General features: G+C 69.4%; 13 protein-coding genes. 5 read left to right on the forward strand and 8 right to left on the reverse strand.

Annotation, left to right across the window (positions count from 1 at the left end; all coding sequences use genetic code 11):
* Positions 1 to 116 precede the first annotated feature (116 nt).
* From A8713_RS08180 to ctaC, 3 genes are read right to left on the reverse strand one after another with little or no spacing between them, the layout of a single operon-like run.
* Positions 117 to 515, reverse strand: a complete 399-nt coding sequence (locus A8713_RS08180; RefSeq protein WP_018567411.1) for a cytochrome c oxidase subunit 4 — start codon at positions 513 to 515, stop codon at positions 117 to 119.
* Entirely contained in the window at positions 512 to 2,257 is a 1,746-nt protein-coding gene (gene ctaD / locus A8713_RS08185) for an aa3-type cytochrome oxidase subunit I (RefSeq protein WP_018567410.1), read from the reverse strand. Before ctaD ends, A8713_RS08180 begins: the two co-directional genes overlap by 4 nt.
* Positions 2,254 to 3,213, reverse strand: a complete 960-nt coding sequence (gene ctaC / locus A8713_RS08190) for an aa3-type cytochrome oxidase subunit II (protein WP_064532642.1) — start codon at positions 3,211 to 3,213, stop codon at positions 2,254 to 2,256. Before ctaC ends, ctaD begins: the two co-directional genes overlap by 4 nt.
* Positions 3,214 to 3,841: 628 nt before the next feature.
* On the opposite strand from ctaC, the gene A8713_RS08195 reads away from it, so the two are divergent.
* Positions 3,842 to 5,302, forward strand: a complete 1,461-nt coding sequence (locus A8713_RS08195; RefSeq protein ID WP_064532644.1) for a cysteine desulfurase/sulfurtransferase TusA family protein — start codon at positions 3,842 to 3,844, stop codon at positions 5,300 to 5,302.
* Positions 5,303 to 5,360: 58 nt separating this feature from the next.
* On the opposite strand, the gene A8713_RS08200 is transcribed toward A8713_RS08195, so the two are convergent.
* Entirely contained in the window at positions 5,361 to 6,335 is a 975-nt protein-coding gene (locus A8713_RS08200; RefSeq protein WP_064532646.1) for a carbohydrate kinase family protein, read from the reverse strand.
* Positions 6,336 to 6,466: 131 nt separating this feature from the next.
* Here A8713_RS08200 and A8713_RS08205 point away from each other — a divergent pair, with 131 nt between their 5' ends.
* Both A8713_RS08205 and A8713_RS08210 read left to right on the forward strand, forming a co-directional pair.
* Positions 6,467 to 6,715, forward strand: a complete 249-nt coding sequence (locus tag A8713_RS08205; protein ID WP_064532649.1) for a hypothetical protein — start codon at positions 6,467 to 6,469, stop codon at positions 6,713 to 6,715.
* A gap of 212 nt (positions 6,716 to 6,927) precedes the next feature.
* Positions 6,928 to 8,682 carry a hypothetical protein gene (locus A8713_RS08210; protein WP_064532651.1) on the forward strand — a complete coding sequence of 585 codons (1,755 nt, stop codon included), beginning with the start codon at positions 6,928 to 6,930 and terminating at the stop codon, positions 8,680 to 8,682.
* Between the two features lie 119 nt (positions 8,683 to 8,801).
* Here A8713_RS08210 and erpA read toward each other — a convergent pair whose 3' ends face one another.
* Positions 8,802 to 9,158, reverse strand: coding sequence for an iron-sulfur cluster insertion protein ErpA (erpA, locus tag A8713_RS08215; RefSeq protein ID WP_018567404.1), 357 nt, complete (start codon positions 9,156 to 9,158; stop codon positions 8,802 to 8,804).
* 284 nt (positions 9,159 to 9,442) lie between these two features.
* On the opposite strand from erpA, the gene nadA reads away from it, so the two are divergent.
* On the forward strand, positions 9,443 to 10,627 hold the full coding sequence (gene nadA / locus A8713_RS08220; protein ID WP_064532653.1) for a quinolinate synthase NadA: 1,185 nt from the start codon (positions 9,443 to 9,445) through the stop codon (positions 10,625 to 10,627).
* A gap of 702 nt (positions 10,628 to 11,329) precedes the next feature.
* On the opposite strand, the gene A8713_RS08225 is transcribed toward nadA, so the two are convergent.
* The gene (locus A8713_RS08225; protein WP_237305322.1) at positions 11,330 to 11,791 is read right to left on the reverse strand and encodes an RHS repeat-associated core domain-containing protein; all 462 of its coding nucleotides are present in this window, start codon (positions 11,789 to 11,791) and stop codon (positions 11,330 to 11,332) included.
* Positions 11,792 to 12,167: 376 nt separating this feature from the next.
* Between A8713_RS08225 and A8713_RS08230 the strand changes: the two genes are divergently transcribed.
* Positions 12,168 to 13,409, forward strand: coding sequence for an IS4 family transposase (locus A8713_RS08230; protein ID WP_064532658.1), 1,242 nt, complete (start codon positions 12,168 to 12,170; stop codon positions 13,407 to 13,409).
* Positions 13,410 to 13,972: 563 nt separating this feature from the next.
* Here A8713_RS08230 and A8713_RS33500 read toward each other — a convergent pair.
* Together A8713_RS33500 and A8713_RS08235 are read right to left on the reverse strand one after the other, a co-directional pair.
* Positions 13,973 to 14,227 (reverse strand): hypothetical protein, encoded by a 255-nt coding sequence (locus tag A8713_RS33500; RefSeq protein WP_159393074.1) that lies wholly within the window; start codon positions 14,225 to 14,227, stop codon positions 13,973 to 13,975.
* A gap of 75 nt (positions 14,228 to 14,302) precedes the next feature.
* The gene (locus tag A8713_RS08235) at positions 14,303 to 20,575 is read right to left on the reverse strand and encodes an RHS repeat domain-containing protein (protein WP_237305323.1); all 6,273 of its coding nucleotides are present in this window, start codon (positions 20,573 to 20,575) and stop codon (positions 14,303 to 14,305) included.
* Positions 20,576 to 20,579 lie beyond the last annotated feature (4 nt).

Here is a 20,579-nt window from a genome sequence, read left to right on the forward strand (position 1 = left end):
GCCCCGTCAACTCCGGCACGGTGGATCGTCCGTCCGGGGGACACCGGTACGACAAAAAGAGGGAACCCGGACACTCGTTCGATGGAGTGCCCGGGTTCCCCGAAGTGCGCCGTGTGCTACTGGGTGCGGTTCTCACCGCGGTAGTACTCGAAGACCCAGCCGAACAGACCGATCAGGATGATCGGCGCGCCGAAGTACAGCAGCCACCAGCCCAGGGCCACGCCCAGGAAGGCCAGCGCGCCACCGACGCCGAGCGCGAGCGGCTGCCAGCTGTGCGGGCTGAAGAAGCCCAGCTCGCCGGCGTCGTCCGCGACATCGGCCTCCTTGTCGTCCTGAGCGCCGGCGTCGACCCGCTTGGCCGTGAAGCCGAGGTAGAAGCCGACCATGATGCTCAGGCCGAACGAGAGGAAGAGCGCCGTGGTACCGGCCGGCTCCTTCGACCACACGCCATAGACGATCGCCATGACGAGCAGGAAGACGCTCAGCCAGATGAACATCTTGCCCTGGATCTTCACTTGCCGGCCTCCTTGCCGCCGGCGACGGCAGCCTTCTCGGACCCGCCGTGACCGGCGTTCTCCAGCTGGTCCAGCGCGGCGATCTCCGGGTGGTGCAGGTCGAACGCCGGGGATTCACTGCGGATCCGCGGCAGGGTGAGGAAGTTGTGCCGCGGCGGCGGGCAGGACGTCGCCCACTCCAGGGAGCGGCCGTAGCCCCACGGGTCGTCCATGTTGACCGGCTTGCCGTACTTGGCCGTCTTCCACACGTTGTAGAAGAACGGCAGGATCGACAGGCCGAGCAGGAAGGAGAAGATCGTCGACACCGTGTTCAGCGCGGTGAAGCCGTCCGCCGCCAGATAGTCCGGGATGCGTCGCGGCATGCCCTCGGTGCCCAGCCAGTGCTGTACGAGGAAGGTGCCGTGGAAGCCGATGAACAGCATCCAGAAGGTCATCTTGCCCAGGCGCTCGTCCAGCATCTTGCCGGTGAACTTCGGCCACCAGAAGTGGAAGCCGGAGAACATCGCGAAGACGACCGTGCCGAAGACGACGTAGTGGAAGTGGGCCACCACGAAGTACGAGTCGGAGATGTGGAAGTCCAGCGGCGGCGCGGCCAGGATGACACCGGTCAGACCACCGAAGGTGAAGGTGATCAGGAAGCCGGTCGCCCACAGCATGGGGGTCTCGAAGGAGAGACTGCCCTTCCACATGGTGCCGATCCAGTTGAAGAACTTCACACCGGTCGGTACCGCGATCAGGAAGGTCATGAAGGAGAAGAACGGCAGCAGCACACCGCCGGTGACGTACATGTGGTGCGCCCACACCGTCACGGAGAGGCCCGCGATGGAGATCGTGGCGCCGATCAGACCCATGTAGCCGAACATCGGCTTGCGGGAGAAGACCGGGATGACCTCACTGATGATGCCGAAGAACGGCAGGGCGATGATGTACACCTCTGGATGGCCGAAGAACCAGAAGAGGTGTTGCCACAGCAGTGCTCCGCCGTTGGCCGCGTCGAAGATGTGCGCACCGAACTTGCGGTCCGCCTCCAGGGCGAACAGCGCGGCGGCCAGCACCGGGAAGGCGAGCAGGACCAGCACCGCGGTCAGCAGCACGTTCCACACGAAGATCGGCATGCGGAACATGGTCATGCCGGGCGCGCGCATGCAGATGATCGTGGTGATGAAGTTGACCGAGCCGAGGATCGTGCCGAAGCCGGAGAAGGCCAGACCCATGATCCACATGTCGCCGCCGATACCCGGCGAGTGCACCGCGTCGGAGAGCGGCGCGTAGGCGAACCAGCCGAAGTCGGCCGCGCCCTGCGGGGTGAGGAAGCCTCCCACCGCGATGAGCGAGCCGAACAGGTAGAGCCAGTAGGCGAACATGTTCAGCCGCGGGAAGGCCACGTCCGGCGCGCCGATCTGGAGCGGCATGATCCAGTTCGTGAAGCCGGCGAACAGCGGCGTCGCGAACATCAGCAGCATGATCGTGCCGTGCATCGTGAACGCCTGGTTGAACTGCTCGTTCGACATGAGCTGGAGGCCCGGACGGGCCAGCTCGGCACGCATCAGCAGCGCCATGACGCCACCGATGCAGAAGAACGCGAACGACGTCACCAGGTAGAGCGTGCCGATCGTCTTGTGGTCGGTGGTCGTCAGCCACTTCACCACGACGTTGCCGGGTTGCTTGCGCCGGACCGGCAGCTCGCTCTCGTATGAGCCCGCAGCCGCCGCGGCACCCTGAGGTTCGTTGAGGATGCTCACAGGTTGTTCGTCTCCCGGTTCTTCTCGTGGCTCGTCTGCGCGATGCCGGCGGGAACGTAACCGGTCTGCCCCTTCTTAGCGAGGTCCTTGAGGTGCTGCTCGTAACGCTCCGGCGAGACGACCTTCACGTTGAACAGCATCCGGGAGTGGTCCTGGCCGCAGAGCTCGGCGCACTTGCCCTTGAAGGTGCCCTCCTGGGAGGGGGTCACCTGGAAGGAGTTGGTGTGGCCGGGGATGACGTCCATCTTCATCAGGAACGGGATCACCCAGAAGGAGTGGTTCACGTCCCGCGAGGTGAGGATGAAGCGGACGGTCTTGCCCTTCGGCAGCCACAGGGTCGGGCCCGGGTTGCCGGTCTGCGGGTTCCGGGTGCCCGGGGTGCCGTAGTCGTAGACACCGCCGGCGGCGGCCGGGAAGTCCTTCTTGAACCGGTCCGGAATGGCCGTCAGGTTCTTGTCGGTCTTCGCGTCACCCGCCGAACCGGCGACCGGCGTGACGTAGTTGAAGGCCCAGCTCCACTGGTAGCCGACCACGTTGACCGTGACGTCGGGCTTCTTCGATTCGTCGAGAAGCTTCGACTCGTCGCGGGCCGTGAAGTAGAAGAGCACCGAGACGATGATGAGCGGGACCACCGTGTACAGGGCCTCGATGGGCATGTTGTACCGGGTCTGCGGAGGTACCTCGACCTTGGTGCGGCTGCGCCGGTGGAAGAAAGCACTCCACAGGATCAGACCCCACACCAGCACGCCGACCGCGATCGCGGCGGCCCAGGACCCCTGCCACAGGGAGAGGATCCGCGGAGCCTCTTCCGTGACCGGGGTGGGCATACCCAGCCGGGGGAAGTCCTTGTATGTGCAACCGGTTGCGGTCGCCAGGACCAGGCCCGCAGTCAGTGCCTGCAGCAGCTTCCGCCGCATCGGGCGCCGCGGCGAGCGGTCGGAGCCGTTGGGACTCACGTAGCGCCTTCCCGAGAGTCTCGCCCGCGCGGTTGGCTGCGGCCTGCCTTCTCGCTGGTCGGTCGCCGCCCTGCGTCGGGCAGGGGTTTGGATGTTTATGCGGACCAAACCCTACTGGACGCCTTCCGGCGGGTCGCGGGGAGGGGGGCCCAACGCGCCGCGGGTCACGCCGACGGGTGGGATGCCCTGAAGTGGGGCGCTTCGCCGGGGCGTGCCGGGCGCGCACCGGGGTGCCCAACCGGGCGGGCGTAGGCCGTTCGTGGCGGGTGCGGGGCGGGCGGGGCGGGTGCGGGGCGAGCGAGGCGGGCGGAGGTGGGGGTGCGGTGTGGCGGGTGCGGTGTGGCGGGTGCGGTGACGCGGCAGCGGGCGCGGGTGGCGCGGGACAGGCGGGGACCGGTCGGGGCGGAGGCGGGTGTTCCGCACCGGCACGACGGTCCGACGGCGGGCGCGGGCCGGTGCGGGCGAGGCGGGCGCTTCGTGGTGGGCGCAGGGCGGTACGGGCGAGGCGGGCGCTCCGTGGTGGGCGCGGCCCGGTACGGGCGAGGCGGGCGTTCCATGGTGGGCGCGGGGCGGCCGTGGTGCCGCCCCGCGGTTCCCCGGCGCCCGGCGGGGCGCTTAGCGTGAACCCGTGCCCTACTTCGACGCCGCTTCCGCCGCCCCCCTGCACCCCGTCGCCCGTCAGGCCCTGCTCGCCGCGCTCGACGAGGGGTGGGCCGATCCCGCACGGCTCTACAAGGAGGGGAGGCGCGCGCGGCTGCTGCTGGACGCGGCGCGCCAGGCGGCGGCGGAGGCGGTGGGATGCCGGGCCGACGAGCTGGTGTTCACCTCGTCCGGCACCCGGGCCGTGCACACCGGCGTCGCGGGGGCGCTGGCCGGGCGGCGCCGGGTCGGACGTCACCTGATCGTGTCAGCGGTCGAACACTCCTCGGTGCTCCATTCGGCGGAGGTCCACGAGGCGGGGGGCGGGACGGTCGGCCGGGTCGCGGTCGACCGGCACGGCGCGGTGAGCGCCGGTTCCTACGCGGCGGCGCTCGGCCCGGACACCGCGCTGGCGTGCCTCCAGTCGGCCAACCACGAGGTGGGCACCGAGCAGCCGGTCGCAGAGGTGGCCGAGGTGTGCCGCGCCGCGGGGGTGCCGCTGCTGGTGGACGCGGCGCAGTCGCTCGGCTGGGGGCCGGTCGGCGGCGACTGGTCGCTGCTGACGGCGAGCGCCCACAAGTGGGGCGGGCCGTCCGGGACCGGGCTGCTGGTGGTGCGCAAGGGCGTGCGGTTCGCCCCGCGGGAACCGGCCGACGAGCGGGAGTCGGGCCGGGCGGCCGGATTCGAGAACCTGCCGGCGATCGTGGCGGCGGCCGCCTCGTTGCGGGCGGTGCGGGCCGAGGCGGCGGCCGAGGCGGTACGGCTGCGGGAGCTGACCGAGCGGATCAGGGCGCGGGTGCCGGAACTGGTGCCGGACGTGGAGGTGGTGGGCGACCCGGTGCGCCGGCTGCCGGGGATCGTCACCTTCTCCTGTCTCTATGTCGACGGGGAGACGCTGCTGCACGAGCTGGACCGGGAGGGCTTCTCCGTCTCCTCGGGCTCCTCCTGCACCAGCAGCACGCTGACCCCGAGTCATGTGCTGCGGGCGATGGGGGTGCTGAGCGAGGGCAACGTGCGGGTGTCGCTGCCCGCCGGGACGGCGGCCGAGGACGTCGAGCGTTTCCTGTCGGTGCTGCCGGGCGTGGTGGCGGGCGTACGGGAGAAGCTGGGGGCGGTGCCGCAGGCGCAGGCGCCGGGGCCGGGGCCGCGGGAGGCGCCGGGCGCGCGTGCCGCGGAAGGGGGCCGTGCCGCGGAAGGGACCCGTGCCGGAGAAGAGGCCCCTGCCGGGGAGCTGGTCCTCGACACGCTCGGCAGGCGCTGCCCGATCCCCGTCATCGAGCTGGCGAAGGTCATCGGGGACGTGCCGGTCGGCGGCACGGTCCGGGTCCTCTCGGACGACGAGGCCGCGCGTCTGGACATCCCGGCGTGGTGCGAGATGCGAGGGCAGGAGTACGCCGGCGAGGAGCCGGCGGACGAGGGCTCGGCCTACGTCGTCCGCCGGGTCTCCTGACGGGCTGTCCGCCGCGCGGGCGGACCGGCGCGGGTGCGGTCAGGCGAGGTGGGTGCGGTCAGGCCAGGTGGGTGCGGACCTCGCCGGCCGCCTCGTCGCCGTACGCCTTGGTGAAGCGCTCCATGAAGTGGCCCCGGCGCAGCTGGTACTCCTGGGTGCCCACGGTCTCGATGACCAGGGTCGCCAGCATGCAGCCGACCTGGGCGGCGCGCTCCAGGGAGACGCCCCAGGCGAGACCGGACAGGAATCCGGCGCGGAAGGCGTCGCCCACGCCGGTGGGGTCGGCCTTGCGCTCCTCGTCCGCGCAGCCGACCTCGATCGGGTCCTCGCCGGTGCGCTCGATCCGCACGCCGCGCGCGCCGAGGGTGGTCACCCGGTGGCCGACGCGGTCCAGGATCTCGGCGTCGCTCCAGCCGGTCTTGGTCTCGATGAGGCCCTTCTCGTACTCGTTCGAGAACAGGTACGTGGCGCCGTCCAGCAGTATCCGGATCTCGTCGCCGTCCATCCGGGCGATCTGCTGGGAGAAGTCGGCGGCGAAGGGGATGGAGCGCGAGCGGCACTCCTCGGTGTGCCGGAGCATGGCCTCCGGGTCGTCGGCGCCGATCAGCACCAGGTCGAGGCCGCCGACGCGGTCCGCGACGGTCTTCAGCTCGATGAGGCGGGCCTCGCTCATCGCGCCGGTGTAGAAGGAGCCGATCTGGTTGTGGTCGGCGTCGGTGGTGCACACGAAGCGGGCGGTGTGCAGGGTCTCGGAGATGCGGACCGAGGCGGTGTCGACGCCGTGCCGGTCCAGCCAGGCGCGGTACTCGCCGAAGTCGGATCCGGCGGCGCCGACCAGCACCGGGCCGGTGCCGAGCTGGCCCATGCCGAAGGCGATGTTGGCGCCGACGCCTCCGCGCCGCACGTCCAGCTGGTCGACCAGGAAGGAGAGCGAGACCGTGTGCAGCTGGTCCGCGACGAGCTGGTCGGCGAAACGGCCGGGGAAGGTCATGAGGTGGTCGGTGGCGATGGAGCCGGTGACTGCGATGCGCACGGCGTGGACGCTCCTGGTGGGCGGAGGGACTGACAGTTCACGCTACCCGTTCGGCGCGGAGCGCTGAAGCGGGCGAAACTACCCGATAGTAGATCTTTCTCGGCGGGGTGTGCCGTGCTTACGGTTCCCTCATGACGAACGAAGAGATCCATGCCGTCCCCGTCCGTACCGCCCCGGGCGGCGATCCGGGCGGCGACCTGGACGGCGATCTGGCGTCGCTGCGCGGGGACGGCGCCCGGATGGCCCCGCGCTGGTCGGCTCCCGCCCGGAGGACCGGAGCGGCCCCGGCGGCGGCGGTGTCCGCCGCCCGTATCCACGGCGTGTCGGTCCCGGACACGTCCGCCCGGCTGCTGGAGGGGATGTCGGAGTACGGCGACTGAGCGGAGTACGGCGGCCGCGCGGCCGCGGGATCCGTCGCGGGCCGCGGGATCCGTCGCGGTGTCCGTCGCGGCCGGTGGAACCGGGCGCTCCCCCGGCGCGTCCCATCGCCGTCCCCCGTGAGGGGGATACGGGACATGACCCGTCGGCCGTCGACTTTGTCAGGGCCGGGTCAGGGTCACCGGGACGGCAGCGCAGGCGAAGGAGCGATGCGGTGAACACCGAGCGACCGGACCACGAGGACGCGGCGAAGGCGGCGACCGCGGATGCCGCGGGGCCCGCGGGCGGTGCCGGCGGCGGGCACGACGACCACGGCGGCGGTGACGACGGCAGGGGCGGCGGCGGAGGCGGTGACCGCGACGGCGGGCGGAGCCCGGACGACGAGGGCGGCGGGCGCTTCCGGCGGGGCCGTCCGCCGCTGGTCGCCGCCTCGGTGGCCGCCGCGGTGCTGCTGGCGGGCGGCGGCGGGGCGTATCTGGCCATGGGCGCGACGGGCGGCTCGGACGACGGCCGTACGGACGCCGCGGCGTCCGGCGGCCACGGCACTCCCCCGCCGCTGGCGCTGGACGACCACACCGCGACCGTCACCCGGTCGGGACCGGGCACGGACGGCTCGGGCCCCGCCACCGGTGGCCCGAACGGCGGCTCGAACGGCATCGCGCCCGGCGAGCCCGACCCGTACGGCACCACGTACCGGGCGGCGGGCGCCCTGCCCGAGGGGCCCGGTTCGGCGCCGGTGTACGCGGCGCGGGGCGAGGTCACCCGCGAGGAGGCGGCGCGGCTCGCCGCGGCGCTCGGGGTGGCGGGCGCCCCGGTGGCCGACGCGCAGGGGTGGCGGATCGGGAACGTCAAGGACGGCGCCGGGCCGGTGCTGCGGGTCGGCCGGGCGGCGCCGGGGACCTGGACGTTCAACCGCTATCTGCCGGGCACCGACGACTGCAAGGGCCTGATGTGCCGGCACGATCCGGCGGCGCCCGCCGCGCACCCGGTGAGCGAGGCAGCGGCACGCAAGGCGGCGGCCCCGGTGCTGAAGGCGGCGGGGCAGGAGGGCGCGGCGGTGGACGCGAGCCGGACGCAGGGCGCCCAGCGGGTGGTCGAGGCCGATCCGGTGGTCGGCGGGCTGCCCACGCAGGGCTGGACGACCAGCCTGACCCTCGGTCCGCAGGGCGAGGTGCTGGCCGCCGGCGGACAGCTCAAGGCGCCGGTGAAGGGCGACACGTACCCCGTGCTGGACGCCCGCCGCACGCTGGAGCTGCTGAACGCGGCGCCGCACACCGGCGGGGGCGGCGGCATCGGCGGGTGCGCCGCTCCCGTACCGCTGAAGGACCCGGCGAAGGACCGTACGAAGGACCGGCCGGCGGCGCCGTGCGACTCGTCCGCCACGGGCGGGAAGGCGGCTGGCGGCTCCTCCTCCGCTCCGGGCGGCGGCGGTACGCGGACCACCCTGACCGTCGAGAAGGCCGTGTTCGGGCTGGCGGCGCACCCCTCCGGGGGGCGGCAGACGCTGGTGCCGTCCTGGCTGTTCCAGGTGCGCGGGGCGGCCGGGCAGTCCCCGTTCACGGTGACGTATCCGGCGGTCGACCCGAAGTATCTGGCCTCGCCCGCCCCGCCGTCCGGGCAGCCTGAGCCCCGGCCGAGCGGACCGGGCGCGACCACTGCCCCGGCCACCCGCGAGGTGCACCCGGCCGGGTACAGCGCCAGTGGCGACGAACTGACGGTGACCTTCGAGGGCGGTGTGTGCGCCGACTACCGGGTGTCGGCGAAGGAGGACGCCGGGCGGGTGACCGTCACGGTGACCGAGACGCCCTGGCAGGGCAAGGTCTGCATCATGATCGCCAAGGTGTACCACCGGACCGTGCACCTGGACCGGCCGCTCGGGGAGCGGACGGTGGTCGGCCCGGACGGCCGGGCGATCCCGTCCCGGGCCGCGGGCGCCGGACTGCCCCAGTCGGGGACGCCGGTGCGGTGACCGGAACGCCGGGCCGGGCGGTGCGGCGCGGGAAGGAACAGCGGAAGGCGGCAGCCCCTGAGGGGGCTGCCGCCTTCCGTCGTTCGTCTGTTCGCTTCCCGTCGCGGCGGGGGTGCGGCTCAGCTGAAGGAGTCGCCGCAGGCGCACGAGCCCGTCGCGTTCGGGTTGTCGATCGTGAAGCCCTGCTTCTCGATGGTGTCCACGAAGTCGACGGTGGCGCCGCCCAGGTAGGGAGCGCTCATGCGGTCGGTGACGACCTTGACGCCGCCGAAGTCCTTCACGACGTCCCCGTCGAGGGAGCGCTCGTCGAAGAAGAGCTGGTAGCGCAGGCCGGAGCAGCCGCCGGGCTGGACGGCGACCCGCAGGGCGAGGTCGTCGCGGCCTTCCTGGTCGAGCAGGGCCTTGACCTTCGCCGCTGCGGCGTCGGTCAGGACGATGCCGTCGGTGACGGTGGTGGTCTCGTCCGATACGGACATCTACATCTCTCCCGGGTTGTACGGAGACTGCTTGCCGACGAGTTCAACCGGTGGGGCCGCGCATTCATTCCGGGCCGGGCGCGTGCTTTTCGGTGTTCCACGCGGTTCCACGCGCGTGCTGCTCGTCCCGCTCGTCCACTTCATGCTCGCACATACCCGAAAGTGCGCGCAGTGGCCGGGCGCCGGGATTCACGTCACATCGACATGATGGCCATCGTCAAAGTGACGTGAAGCGGTTATGATAGATAGCGTCAATTAGACGAAAAGTAGAAAGGGTGCGTGTCGTGACCACCGCCCAGACCCAGGAGCTCGACGTTCAGCCGACGCCCCTCGCCCTGTTGCTGCTCGGCCGCGAGGCCGACCCGAGGAGCGAGCGCGGCGTCGAGTGCCCCGGCGACCTCCCCGCCCCGTCCGACCCGGACCTGGTGGCGCGCGCCCGCGCGGCCAAGGAGAAGCTCGGGGACAAGGTCTTCGTCCTCGGCCACCACTACCAGCGCGACGAGGTCATCCAGTTCGCCGACGTCACGGGCGACTCCTTCAAGCTGGCCCGGGACGCGGCGGCGCGGCCGGAGGCCGAGTACATCGTCTTCTGCGGTGTGCACTTCATGGCGGAGTCCGCGGACATCCTGACGAACGACGGGCAGAAGGTGGTCCTGCCGGACCTGGCGGCCGGCTGCTCGATGGCCGACATGGCGACGGCCGAGCAGGTCGCCGAGTGCTGGGACGTGCTGACCGAGGCGGGCGTCGCCGAGCAGGTCGTCCCCGTCTCGTACATGAACTCCTCGGCCGACATCAAGGCGTTCACCGGGCGGCACGGCGGCACCATCTGCACCTCGTCGAACGCGAAGCGGGCCCTGGAGTGGGCCTTCCAGCAGGGCGAGAAGGTCCTCTTCCTGCCCGACCAGCACCTGGGCCGCAACACGGCGGTGCGGGACATGGGCATGTCCCTGGACGACTGCGTCGTCTACAACCCGCACCGGCCGAACGGCGGGCTGAGCGCCGAGGAGCTGCGCGCCGCGAAGATGATCCTGTGGCGCGGCCACTGCTCGGTGCACGGCCGCTTCAGCCTGGACTCGGTGAACGACGTCCGCGCCCGCATCCCCGGGGTGAACGTCCTGGTGCACCCCGAATGCAGGCACGAGGTGGTCTCCGCCGCGGACCACGTCGGCTCGACCGAGTACATCATCAAGGCGCTGGAGGCGGCCCCGGCCGGCTCCAAGTGGGCCATCGGCACGGAGCTGAACCTGGTCCGCCGCCTGGCGAACCGTTTCGCCCCCGAGGGCAAGGAGATCGTCTTCCTCGACAAGACGGTCTGCTTCTGCTCGACGATGAACCGCATCGACCTCCCCCACCTCGTCTGGACCCTGGAATCCCTGGCCGAGGGCACCCTCGTCAACCACATCCAGGTCGACAAGGAGACGGAGACCTACGCGAAGCTGGCACTGGAACGGATGCTGGCGCTGCCGTAGGGACTTCCGTCTGCGGTTCATCGACGGTTCGTCCGCGAGTCGTCCGCGAACGAACAAGGGGCGCCATCCGTCGGCTTCCGACGGGGCGCTCCTTGTCTTCGTACAGAATTCGAAATATCAGCGAAGTCGCTTCTGCTTATCACCGACACCAGAAATCAAGCGAGCCAGCGCGACGAGGGCCACCATGGCGCCCAGCACAAGAAGCGTCTCCGCAAGGCGCTCAAGGTAACTTCCCTCTCCTGTCGTTCCGGACAGAACAAGGACGAGACCACACATCAGCAAGAGCGCTGCCGTACACCATGTGGCCGGGAGGGTGGAACCGACGCCCCATAGCCCCGATCTTTGATTCCTCTCGGAGTCTTCAGAACTCCCCCTCTGCTGCCGTTTCATGCGAAGTACGACCCCAGGCAGCAAAGGGACGGCAACCAGCGCGGCTCCGGCAGCCTGCCAGGGCGGCCCCGCGTAGAGGGCAAATGCCGCCGCAGCACTCACCCACGCCGAAACGAGGACCATCACCACAAACTGCATGACTTTCACCTCAGCCGCCCATCAATTCACCCATCTGGCACCGAACCCCATATGGTTGACTACCTGCCTGCCGTACTGTCCTCCCTTCCAGAAGCGGCCACCATTTCTCCACCCCGTAGCAATCAGGGTACTGAACGTATGGTAAGGGCTTGTTCTACTCATAAGCATTGCCGCCTAGTTGGCGGGGTCGGAGCGGTACTTCCTGCACTTCGTCCGGGATTTCGAATCCTTGAGCGGGGTCTGGTGCGAGCGCCACTTGCCGTTGTCGTACGTGTAGCCGACGGACATGCCGCGGTCCTGGCCCCAGCGGTCGTCATTGTAGGAGGCTCCGCCGGCGGGGCCGTCGGGGCGGAGGCCGTCGGGGTCGGACTTGGTGATGGGGTTGTTGTGGGCGTAGGAGTAGGCGTTCATCTGGGCCGGGTCATCGGTGTCGATGACGGGGTCGACCGAGAGGAAGCGGCCGAGGGCGGGGTCGTATTCGCGGGCGCCGAGGTGGATGAAGCCGGTGGGGTCGGTGGTGCCGCCGACGAAGCCACGGGTGCCGGGGATGGTGCCGGTCTGGGTGGAGCGGTTCTCGCCGAAGGGGAGTTGCTTGCGGCGGGTGACGGCGAGGGTGGTCATGGCAACGGCTGCCATCGACGTGCGCATCCGATCAACGACCTCATGCTGTACACCGACCTCTACGGCCTCGAATGCGCCCAGCAGGCATCCGAACGCGCCCGCGACGCAGGACTGCCTCCGCTTGTACCGGCCGCCAGCCTCTACCACGGACTCATGACTCGACGACCATGTGCCCTCGCCTGCGGCAACGCCGGCCGGATCCACACGGCAACGTCATGGCTCCCCGAACCGCTCACCACCCACGTCACCGGGCTACTGCTAGCTGGCCAAGTCCTGCGGCAAGAAGCCCTGCCCGAACCCGAGGGTCCACACCCTGCTACGGCCTGACCAACCTCTGCTGCCCTAGCTGCAATACCGGTGACTTTGTTGTGGTCTGGTCGTTGGGTGGGTTGTGCCAAGGCCGGGTCAGGTGAAGTCGTCGGGGGTTGGTCGGTTCTCGGATCGGATCGCGTTGGGGGTGCTGACGCGGGCGTTTCCGCCGGAGCTGGTCGACGAGGTGGTCGCCGAGTGCGGCCGGGTCGAGCAGCGGACGCGGTTGCTGCCGGCGCGGGTGGTGGTCTACTTCGTCCTGGCGATGTGCTTGTTCTTCGGGCAGGGCTATGAAGAGGTGGCCCGGCTTCTGGTCCAGGGGCTGGAGCGTGAGGGCCGGTGGGCGACCACCTGGCGGGTGCCCACCACGGCGGCGATCGGGCGGGCCCGGTTGCGGCTCGGGCCGGAGCCGTTGCGGGCCCTGTTCGCCCGGGTGTGCCGGCCGGTCGCGGACGCGCGGACGCAAGGCGCCTGGTACCGGCGGTGGCGGCTGGTCGCGGTGGACGGCACGGTCTTCGACGTTCCGGACACCGCGGCGAACGCCCAGTTCTTCGGGCGTCCCGGTACCAGTCGCGGGCAGGGCCGCAGTGCGTATCCGCAGGCGAGGGTGGCGGCCCTGGCCGAGTGCGGCACCCATGCCGTGTTCGCGGCCGAGGCCGGACCCCTCAACGTCCACGAGAGTGCTCTGGCCCAGCGGCTGTTCCCGGCGCTGACGGAGGGCATGCTTGTCCTGGCCGACCGGGGTTTTTGCGGATTCGATCTGTGGCGGGCCGCGAAGGCGGGCGGTGCGGACCTGCTGTGGCGGGTCCGCAGCGTCGTGGTGCTGCCGGTCCTGGAGACCCTCGCTGACGGCTCCTACCTGTCGGAGATCGTCGCCGCGCGGGACCACCACCGACGCGCGGACCCCGAGCGGGTGCGAGTGATCGAGTACACCCTCGGCCCCCGCGACGGTGACCGCACCGTCTACCGGCTGATCACCACCATCCTCGATCCTGAGCAGGCACCGGCTCAGGAGCTTGCCGCCCTCTATGCCCAGCGGTGGGAGATCGAGAACACCCTGGACGAGATCAAGAATCACCAGGGCGCCCCAGGGATGGTGCTGCGTTCCCAGCACCCCCGCGGCGTCGAACAGGAGATCTTCGCGTTCCTGCTGGTCCACCACGCGCTGCGGGACCTGATGCACCAGGCCGCTCTCCACACCGGGCACGATCCCGACCGGGTCTCCTTCACCCGAACCCTTCGCGTCGTCCGCCGCCACGTCACCGGGCAGGCGGCGCATTCCCCCCTCCCGACTGGCCCGGTCCATCACCCAGAGCCTGCGTGAGATCACAGAACGACTGCTGCCCGCACGGCGGTTGCGTTCCAACCCCCGCGTGATCAAACGCAAGATGTCCAACTGGGCCCTCAAACGAGCCGAGCACCACAGCCCACCCCGGCCAGACACTCCGGTGGTCCGGCTGGTCGGGCCAACCAAGACCACCCCAACCAGCCGGAAAACAAACTAAATCACCGGTATTGGCCCTAGCTGTTGGAAAACACCCAACCTGCCACGAACTGAGCTCTCAGCTGCCGTTCCGCGCGCCAGTCCGGGCGGCCGCAAGCTGATCCAGTGCGGCCTCGTCCGTGCAGAAGGCCTGCCCGTCCCTTGCCCAGTGCCCACCGACCGGAATCCCTTGAGGGGCTGTACCTGGCCGGTCAGGTCGGCCAGGACGTCGGGAAAGTCACGCGCATCCAGCAACACATGCGCGGCTGTTGCGCGACCCGGCTATACGACCGGCCCTCAGATCAGCGATCTCTCGGTCGGGGACGAAGACAGGACAGGAGAGACAGCAAGGCTCACCGTCGGTGTCCAGCACCGTATCGAAGTTCCAGCCCCTGGCCGCGTAATTACCCCAGTTCAACTGAAATTTCGACGACAACACCCACCACGCCAAGAATCGCGATCCCTCCTCCAACGAAACGCAGGAGGCGAGGCGTTGCACTGCCCACGAACCCGAAGGTGACAGAAGAGGTCAAATCAAAGAAACGGTCTGCAGCACCTTTCCAGTTGAATGCAAGAACAGCACCGGCCACTGCCAGAGCACCGCAAATCAGTACGGAGATCGGGTCAGCGTTCGATGCGACACGACCGGCTTGTTCCATGAGTTCATAATTCATCTATTTTACCCACTTCTGGTGGCCGTCGACGAGAGGCCTCGCCGACGGCCAGTAGATCAACTATCGCCAGTCCACGGTGAAGAGCTTACCCACGCGCGTACCGTGGGAAGTAGTCACGCCACCTTCGACCCCGAGACCGGTGCCCACACCTATTGTCGTGGCCCCGACTGCTTCGCCTCGGCTATTTGTAGCGCCGATTGCCCGCTCATGGCTACCCGATACAGCTATTCCAAAAGCCCCCGTGAGGGTCCCTCCCCACCCGTCACCTCGAAGCTGCTCAAAATCGGTTGCGTTGCTCCCCATGAGCCCAAATCCGAGATTGGCGCCATACGACGGCGTTTCACTCCCCTTACTGAAGCTGACACCATAGTCCGTCTTTCCGTCGCTTCGTGTTGTGCTTACGAGACAGGCAGAGACTGACCCTCCGACGCCAAACCCGGCTGAACCACTGACGCAGATACCCGTAGTATCTCCCGCAAAATACGCGCCCCAGACTTTCTCCGCCCCTCCAGTGAGGGAATTCCAGGCCGTCTTGACAGCCGCTTTGATTCCTTCCTTCTTGCGACGCTCTTTGGCGGCTGCAGCGTTCCGTTCGTTGGCTTCTTTGGTGGCCTGAGCCTTGGTAGCTGCTGCTTCTTTTTTGTTGTAGTGGAAGACGTCGTAGTTGGCGGGGTCGGAGCGGTACTTCTTGTACTTCTTCTGGGATTCCTTGTCCTTGAGCGGGGTCTGGTGCCAGCGCCACTTGCCGTTGTCGTACGTGTAGCCGACGGACATGCCGCGGTCCTGGCCCCAGCGGTCGTCATTGTAGGAGGCTCCGCCGGCGGGGCCGTCGGGGCGGAGGCCGTCGGGGTCGGACTTGGTGATGGGGTTGTTGTGGGCGTAGGAGTAGGCGTTCATCTGGGCCGGGTCATCGGTGTCGATGACGGGGTCGACCGAGAGGAAGCGGCCGAGGTTGGGGTCGTATTCGCGGGCGCCGAGGTGGATGAGGCCGGTGGGGTCGGTGGTGCCGCCGACGAAGCCACGGGTGCCGGGGATGGTGCCGGTCTGGGTGGAGCGGTTCTCGCCGAAGGGGAGTTGCTTGCGGCGGGTGATGGCAAGGGTGGTCATGGCGACCGCGGTCAGGGTGGTGCCCTGCTGGTCGGGGATGAGGAAGGAGAAGCCGCTGCTGGTGCGGACGGCGACGGTCTGGCCTTCGTGGGTGTAGTAGCGGATGCCTTCCTTGGTCCCGTCCGGCTTGATCTTGAGTTCGTTGCCGCCGGGCAGGGTGAGGGTGGTGGTGCCGTCGGCGTCCTTGGTGATCAGGCGGTTGCCGTCGGCGTCGTACTGGTAGCCGGTGGTCCGGCCGTTCTGAGTGAGGGTGGCGAGGTGGCCTTCGTCGTCCCAGGTGAGGTCCTGGGTGGTGGCGCCGATGGTGCGCTTGGTGGTGTTGCCCGTGGCGTCGTAGGCGAAGGCGCTGGTGCGGCCGTCAGCAGGGCCGCCCTTGGCGGTGGCGGTCTGGACGGCGTGGGGCAGACCGGTCTTGGGGGTGTTGTGGGTGTAGGTGGTGGTGGCGTCGGAGCCGGCCAGGGCTCCTGTGCCGTGGTCGGTCTGCTCTATGCGGTTGCCGACCGTGTCGTACGTGAAGGTCTGCCAGTAGGCGTCCGGGCCGCCGACAGCAGCGGTCGAGGGCTGTGTGGTGCAGTCGGTCTTCGCCGTCCACGCCTCGGTCAGACGGCCCAGGGCGTCGTTGGTGAAGCACTGGGTGTCGACCGTCTTGGCGGTGTCCTGGCCGCTGGCGGTGGTGATGCCGGTGATGTTCCCCGCGTCGTCGTAGGCGTAGGTGACGTCGTCGATGCGCTGGGGGGCGAGGTCGCGGTCGGTGGTCTGGCGGGTCAGGCGGCCGGTGAACTCGTCGTAGGTCTGGGTCTTGTAGACCTTCTTGCCGAGGGTGCCGTACTCGGTGCGTACGGGGCGTGAGAAGACGTCGTGGCTGGTGGCGTTGACGAGAGTGATGAGGCCGGCGGCGGTCTTCTCCGGGAGGTTGCCCTGGCCGTAGACCGTAGTCTGGCGTTCGCTGGGCAGGTTGCCGACCGCGGGGTGCTTGATCCAGGTCTGCTGGCCTGTGTAGTCGTTGTAGCCGTAGGTCCAGTTGTAGGTGCCCGCGCTCGCGCCCGCCTCGGCCGGGATGGTGACCGTGGTGGAGGTGGGCTGGTAGGCGTCGTTGTAGGAGTCGACCGTTGAGACGTACTTCTTGCCGTCGAGGTAGCGGGTGCTGCCGGCCGGCTGGCCCTTGGCGACGGTGTCGTAGGTCCACTCGGCGAGCAGGGCGTTGCCCTTCTTGAGGCTGGTCCTGCGTCCCAGGGCGTCGTACCCGTTGGTCAGGGTGATGCCGCGGGCGTCGGTGGCGGTGACCGGGTTGCCGAGTTCGTCGTAGGCGGTGTGGCTCTTGCCCTTGTCGGGGTCGTCGACGTCGGTCTGCTGGCCTCGGGCGTCGAAGGTGTAGGTCCACACGTTGCCGGCCGGGTCGGTCACGGTCAGCGGTTCGTCGAACTTGCCGTAGGTGTAGTGCGTCTTCTGCGAGGCGGTGCGGGCCGCGTCGGTGTACTCGAGGCGGTCGGTGGTCCGGCCGCGGGCGTCCGTGACGACGGTGGTGGCGGTGCCGCCCTTCGGCGGGATCACCGTGGTGCGGTCACCGTCGTAGACCGTCTTGGAGCGGTACTTCTCATCGGCGTAGGTGGAAGCGATGGTGTCGGTGACGCGGCCCAGGCCGTCGTACACGTTCTGCGTCATCGCGGGGACCGTGTTGTCGGCCGCCTTCGTCAGGGTCGCCGACGGAGCCCCGTCGGTGTAGTAGGCGGCGTAGGTCTTCCAGGGGTTGCCGCGGGTGTCGTACAGCGTCTCCGTCACGATCCGGTTGGTCGTGCCGATCGCACGGGCCTGGGTCTCACGCGGGCGCAGCAGGCCGTCGTAGAACTGGTAGGTGGTGTCGTAGGAGCCGTCGTACTGGAGTGTCTTGGTCGCCACCACGTTGGCTGCGGTCTGGGAGACGGTGTAGGTGTACTCGGCCGAGGGCTGGGCGGGGTGGTCTGCCTTGGACCAGCCGGGGTTCCAGACCTGCCGGGTGCGGCCCAGGCCGTCGTAGACGGCCTCCGTGCGCTTGCCGTTGGCGTCGGTCACGGCCGTGGGCACGGCGCGGGCCGGGTCGTAGGTGGTCGTGGTGGTGTGACCGAGCGCGTTGGTCCGGGTCTCGGCGGTGGGCGCCTCGATCGTGGCCGGGGTGTAGGCCGTGGTCGTGGTGCTGCCCTTGGCGTCGGTCTTGGTCAGTTCGCGGCCGTGCTGGTCGTAGGTGTGCCGGGCCGTGGTGAGGTAGCCGGTGCCCTTGTCGTCCTGCTCTTCGAGGCGGGTCACGTCACCCTTGGTGGGAGCCGTTTCCAGACTGGTGGCGCCGTCGTAGTAGTGCCGTTCGACGGAGACGAGGTCGGCGGGCAGCTGTGGCGTCTTGTCGCAGGCGACCGCCACGGTGCGCTGCTCCTTGGTCAGCGTGAGGATGTTCGCCGCCGTGTTGCGCGCATAGCTGGTGGTGGTGCACGTCTCGTCGCCCGCGGTGGCGATGTCGCCGAGGTCCGACTCGGTCAGGACCAGGCCGTAGTCGTCGAAGGTCCGCACGGTCCGTGTGGTGCGCCAGGAGTCGCCGACGGCGATACGGGTCCTCTCCTCCTGGACGGCGGTGACGTAGGCGTTCAGGGGCGACAGGCCGGTACGGGCCTGCGTGGCGGTGGCCTTGCCGTGCCAGGGCGTGTAGCTGGTGGTGGTCTCCAGTTTGCCGCCGGAGCCGTTGAAGGTGGCCTCTTCCCGGGTCATCCCCGCGAAGGCCGGATGGTCGGTGACCGCGGTCCCCTCGTGGTCCTTGACGGCGGCACCGTCGATGCCGCGGAAGTAGCGGTACTCCTTCAGCGTCTGCTGCGTCGAGGCGGGACTGCCGCCGCGCACCTCGACCCGGCCGTAGCCCTTGCGGTCACCGTAGGTGAGGTACTTGGCCTTGGTGAACTCGTCGTCGTCCTTGCCCCAGGCCATGCCGTCCAGGTAGCTGTAGTCGGTCTCCTTCGTCGGCGCGCCGCCGGTGTTGTCCGACTCCAGGACCTGGGTGACGACGTAGGTGTGGAACCAGTCCAGGTACGGCTCGTAGTTCGCGGCCGGCGCGTCCGGCGGGGACCACATGACCGGGTAGCAGCGACGGGTGTTGGAGGCGGGGGCGGGCATGTCACCCGGCTTGCAGTCGGGCTGGGAGTAGGTGACGCCGAGGGTGGCGCCGCTCTCGGTGTTGATGCCGTAGACGCGGTAGCGGACCAGCGGGGGCACCGGGTCGGGCTTGCCGCCGGTGGTCGCGCCCTCGACGCGGTTGGCCAGTTGCTGACCCTTGAAGGTGACGGTGGGCAGGGTGACATCACCCGTGCCGGTGTGGCCGGTGTGGGTGAGGGACGCCAGCCACAGGGCAGGGGCTGAACCGTCGCCGGTGGCGGGGAACTGCTGGGTCAGGCTCCAGCTGTCGACGGGCTTGTAGGCGCCGCCGGTCAGGACCGACGTATCGATCTTCGTCAGCCGCTTACGGGTCCAGAACGACGGCGAGTAGCGGTCCTTGCACTCGGTGTTCGGCGCGCAGTACTGGTCGAAGGGGACGTCGGGCCAGTTCTTGGCGTGGCTCGCGTCGAAGGTGCCGCAGTCGGTCAGGCACCGTTCTGCGACGGTGAAGCCCACCTTCGCGGCCGCTTTGCCGCTGTAGGCGCTGCCGGCGCGCAGTCCGTAGTCGATGTGGTCGAGGTAGCCGCCCCGGTCGTAGACGGTGGCGGTGGAGGCGCCGGTGTCGGGGTTGACGTTGCGTCCGTAGTAGTTGGTCTCCTTGGCCCAGTAGTAGGCCATCGCGTCGGCGTGCGGGTCGACGACGTAGTCGAGGTTCCAGCGCCATGCCTGCTGGCACCAGGAGTCCTTGTAGGCGTCGGCGTGGCATGGTTCGCCGGCGTGGTTGCCGAACACGGGGACGGTCCAGGTCGAGTTGGTCTCCGTCTTGCCGCTGCTCCAGCCGGGCAGGCGGTTGTAGCCGAAGTAGTACTGGATGCCGTCGGGTGTCGTGACCTTCCAGTACTCGTCGTTGTCGTCGCCGTTGCCGCGAGCCTTGTCGGTGAGCTTCTCCGCCTTGGTGCCGTCGTCGCTCTGCAGATGCCACTCACCGGAGGTGTCGTCATGGACGAGCACGTTGGACTGGCCGTTGAGGTTGAGGACCGCGTTGTCCTTCTTCCAGCACAGGTCACCACTCTTGTCGGTGCCGTTGCCGTCCTTGGCGTCGTCCGAGCAGGACACGTAGCGGCGCTCGATGAAACCGGGCTCCAACGACCAGCCGTCACCGACCCAGTTCGCCTGGTTGTTCGTCGCGGCCGTACGGCCGTCGACCGCCTGCGAGGAGTAGGAAAGGCCCAGCTTCGGCTGGACCCCGCCCGGGACCTCCGGGGTGTCGATACCGTACGACCAGGTGAAGGCACCGTTGGAACCACCCGCGGACCAGGATGCCGACGGTGCCAGCGAAGTGGCCCCGAAGTTGCCCGAAGACCCTGATACGGCGGCCGTGACCGCCAGCAGCACCGTCCCGCCGCCGACGGCACCGGACTTGGCCGTCTTCGGCAGAGCCGCGCCGGACGCCTGCTGTGCCGCGGGCAGTGCGACCGTCGCCGAGAGCGTCCTGGACTTGACGTCGTTGTCCGTGCGGAGGTCCTGGCCCGTACGGCAGCGCTCGTCCGCGGGAGCGGTCAGCGCGCACTCGGGAAGCCGGCGCAGCGTCAGGCGGGAGGCCCAGTCGCCGCCGAACATGTGCTGGTAGGCCGAATAGTCGACATCGATGGCGACATTGCCTTGGGCGCCTTCCGTGGGGCGAAGGGCCAGCAGCACACCGTCGACACCGAGCCTTCGCGCGGCCTGCTGGCCGAGGATCTCCACCTGTGCCTTGCCCGGACCGGCCGCAGCTCCGGCGGCCTTCGCGCCAGCTCTGCCGATCCGCAACGGCAGGCTTCCCGCCGCGACCTTGCCGCCCTGGTCAAGCTGGACAGTCGCCTTGCCCGGACGCGGCCAGGCCGCCTTGGGCGACGCCTTCCAGGCATGCCGACCCGCTTCGTCGGGCTTGCGCAGTTCCTTGGCCGTGACCGGGGACGTCGGTACGGGGTCCGGCTTCTTCAGCTTCGCCAGCGACAGCTCTGCCGCCGCGGCCACCGGCCCGCCCAGCAGACTCGCCACGAGATAGGCCACGAGCGTGGCGGCTATCCACTTGACGGCCCGCGCCCGCCTGCCGGCCAGTCTGCCTGAACGCACGGAT

Origin of the sequence: Streptomyces sp. SAT1 (genome assembly GCF_001654495.1) — a bacterium.
Taxonomy (GTDB): domain Bacteria; phylum Actinomycetota; class Actinomycetes; order Streptomycetales; family Streptomycetaceae; genus Streptomyces; species Streptomyces andamanensis.

What these genes read in the sequence shown, in the direction of transcription:
- A8713_RS08205 (WP_064532649.1), top strand. Translation starts at nt 6,467, where the DNA reads ATGACGAACGAAGAGATCCATGCCGTCCCCGTCCGTACCGCCCCGGGC.
- erpA (WP_018567404.1), bottom strand. Translation starts at nt 9,158, where the DNA reads ATGTCCGTATCGGACGAGACCACCACCGTCACCGACGGCATCGTCCTG.
- A8713_RS08225 (WP_237305322.1), bottom strand. Translation starts at nt 11,791, where the DNA reads ATGGCAGCCGTTGCCATGACCACCCTCGCCGTCACCCGCCGCAAGCAA.
- A8713_RS33500 (WP_159393074.1), bottom strand. Translation starts at nt 14,227, where the DNA reads ATGGAACAAGCCGGTCGTGTCGCATCGAACGCTGACCCGATCTCCGTA.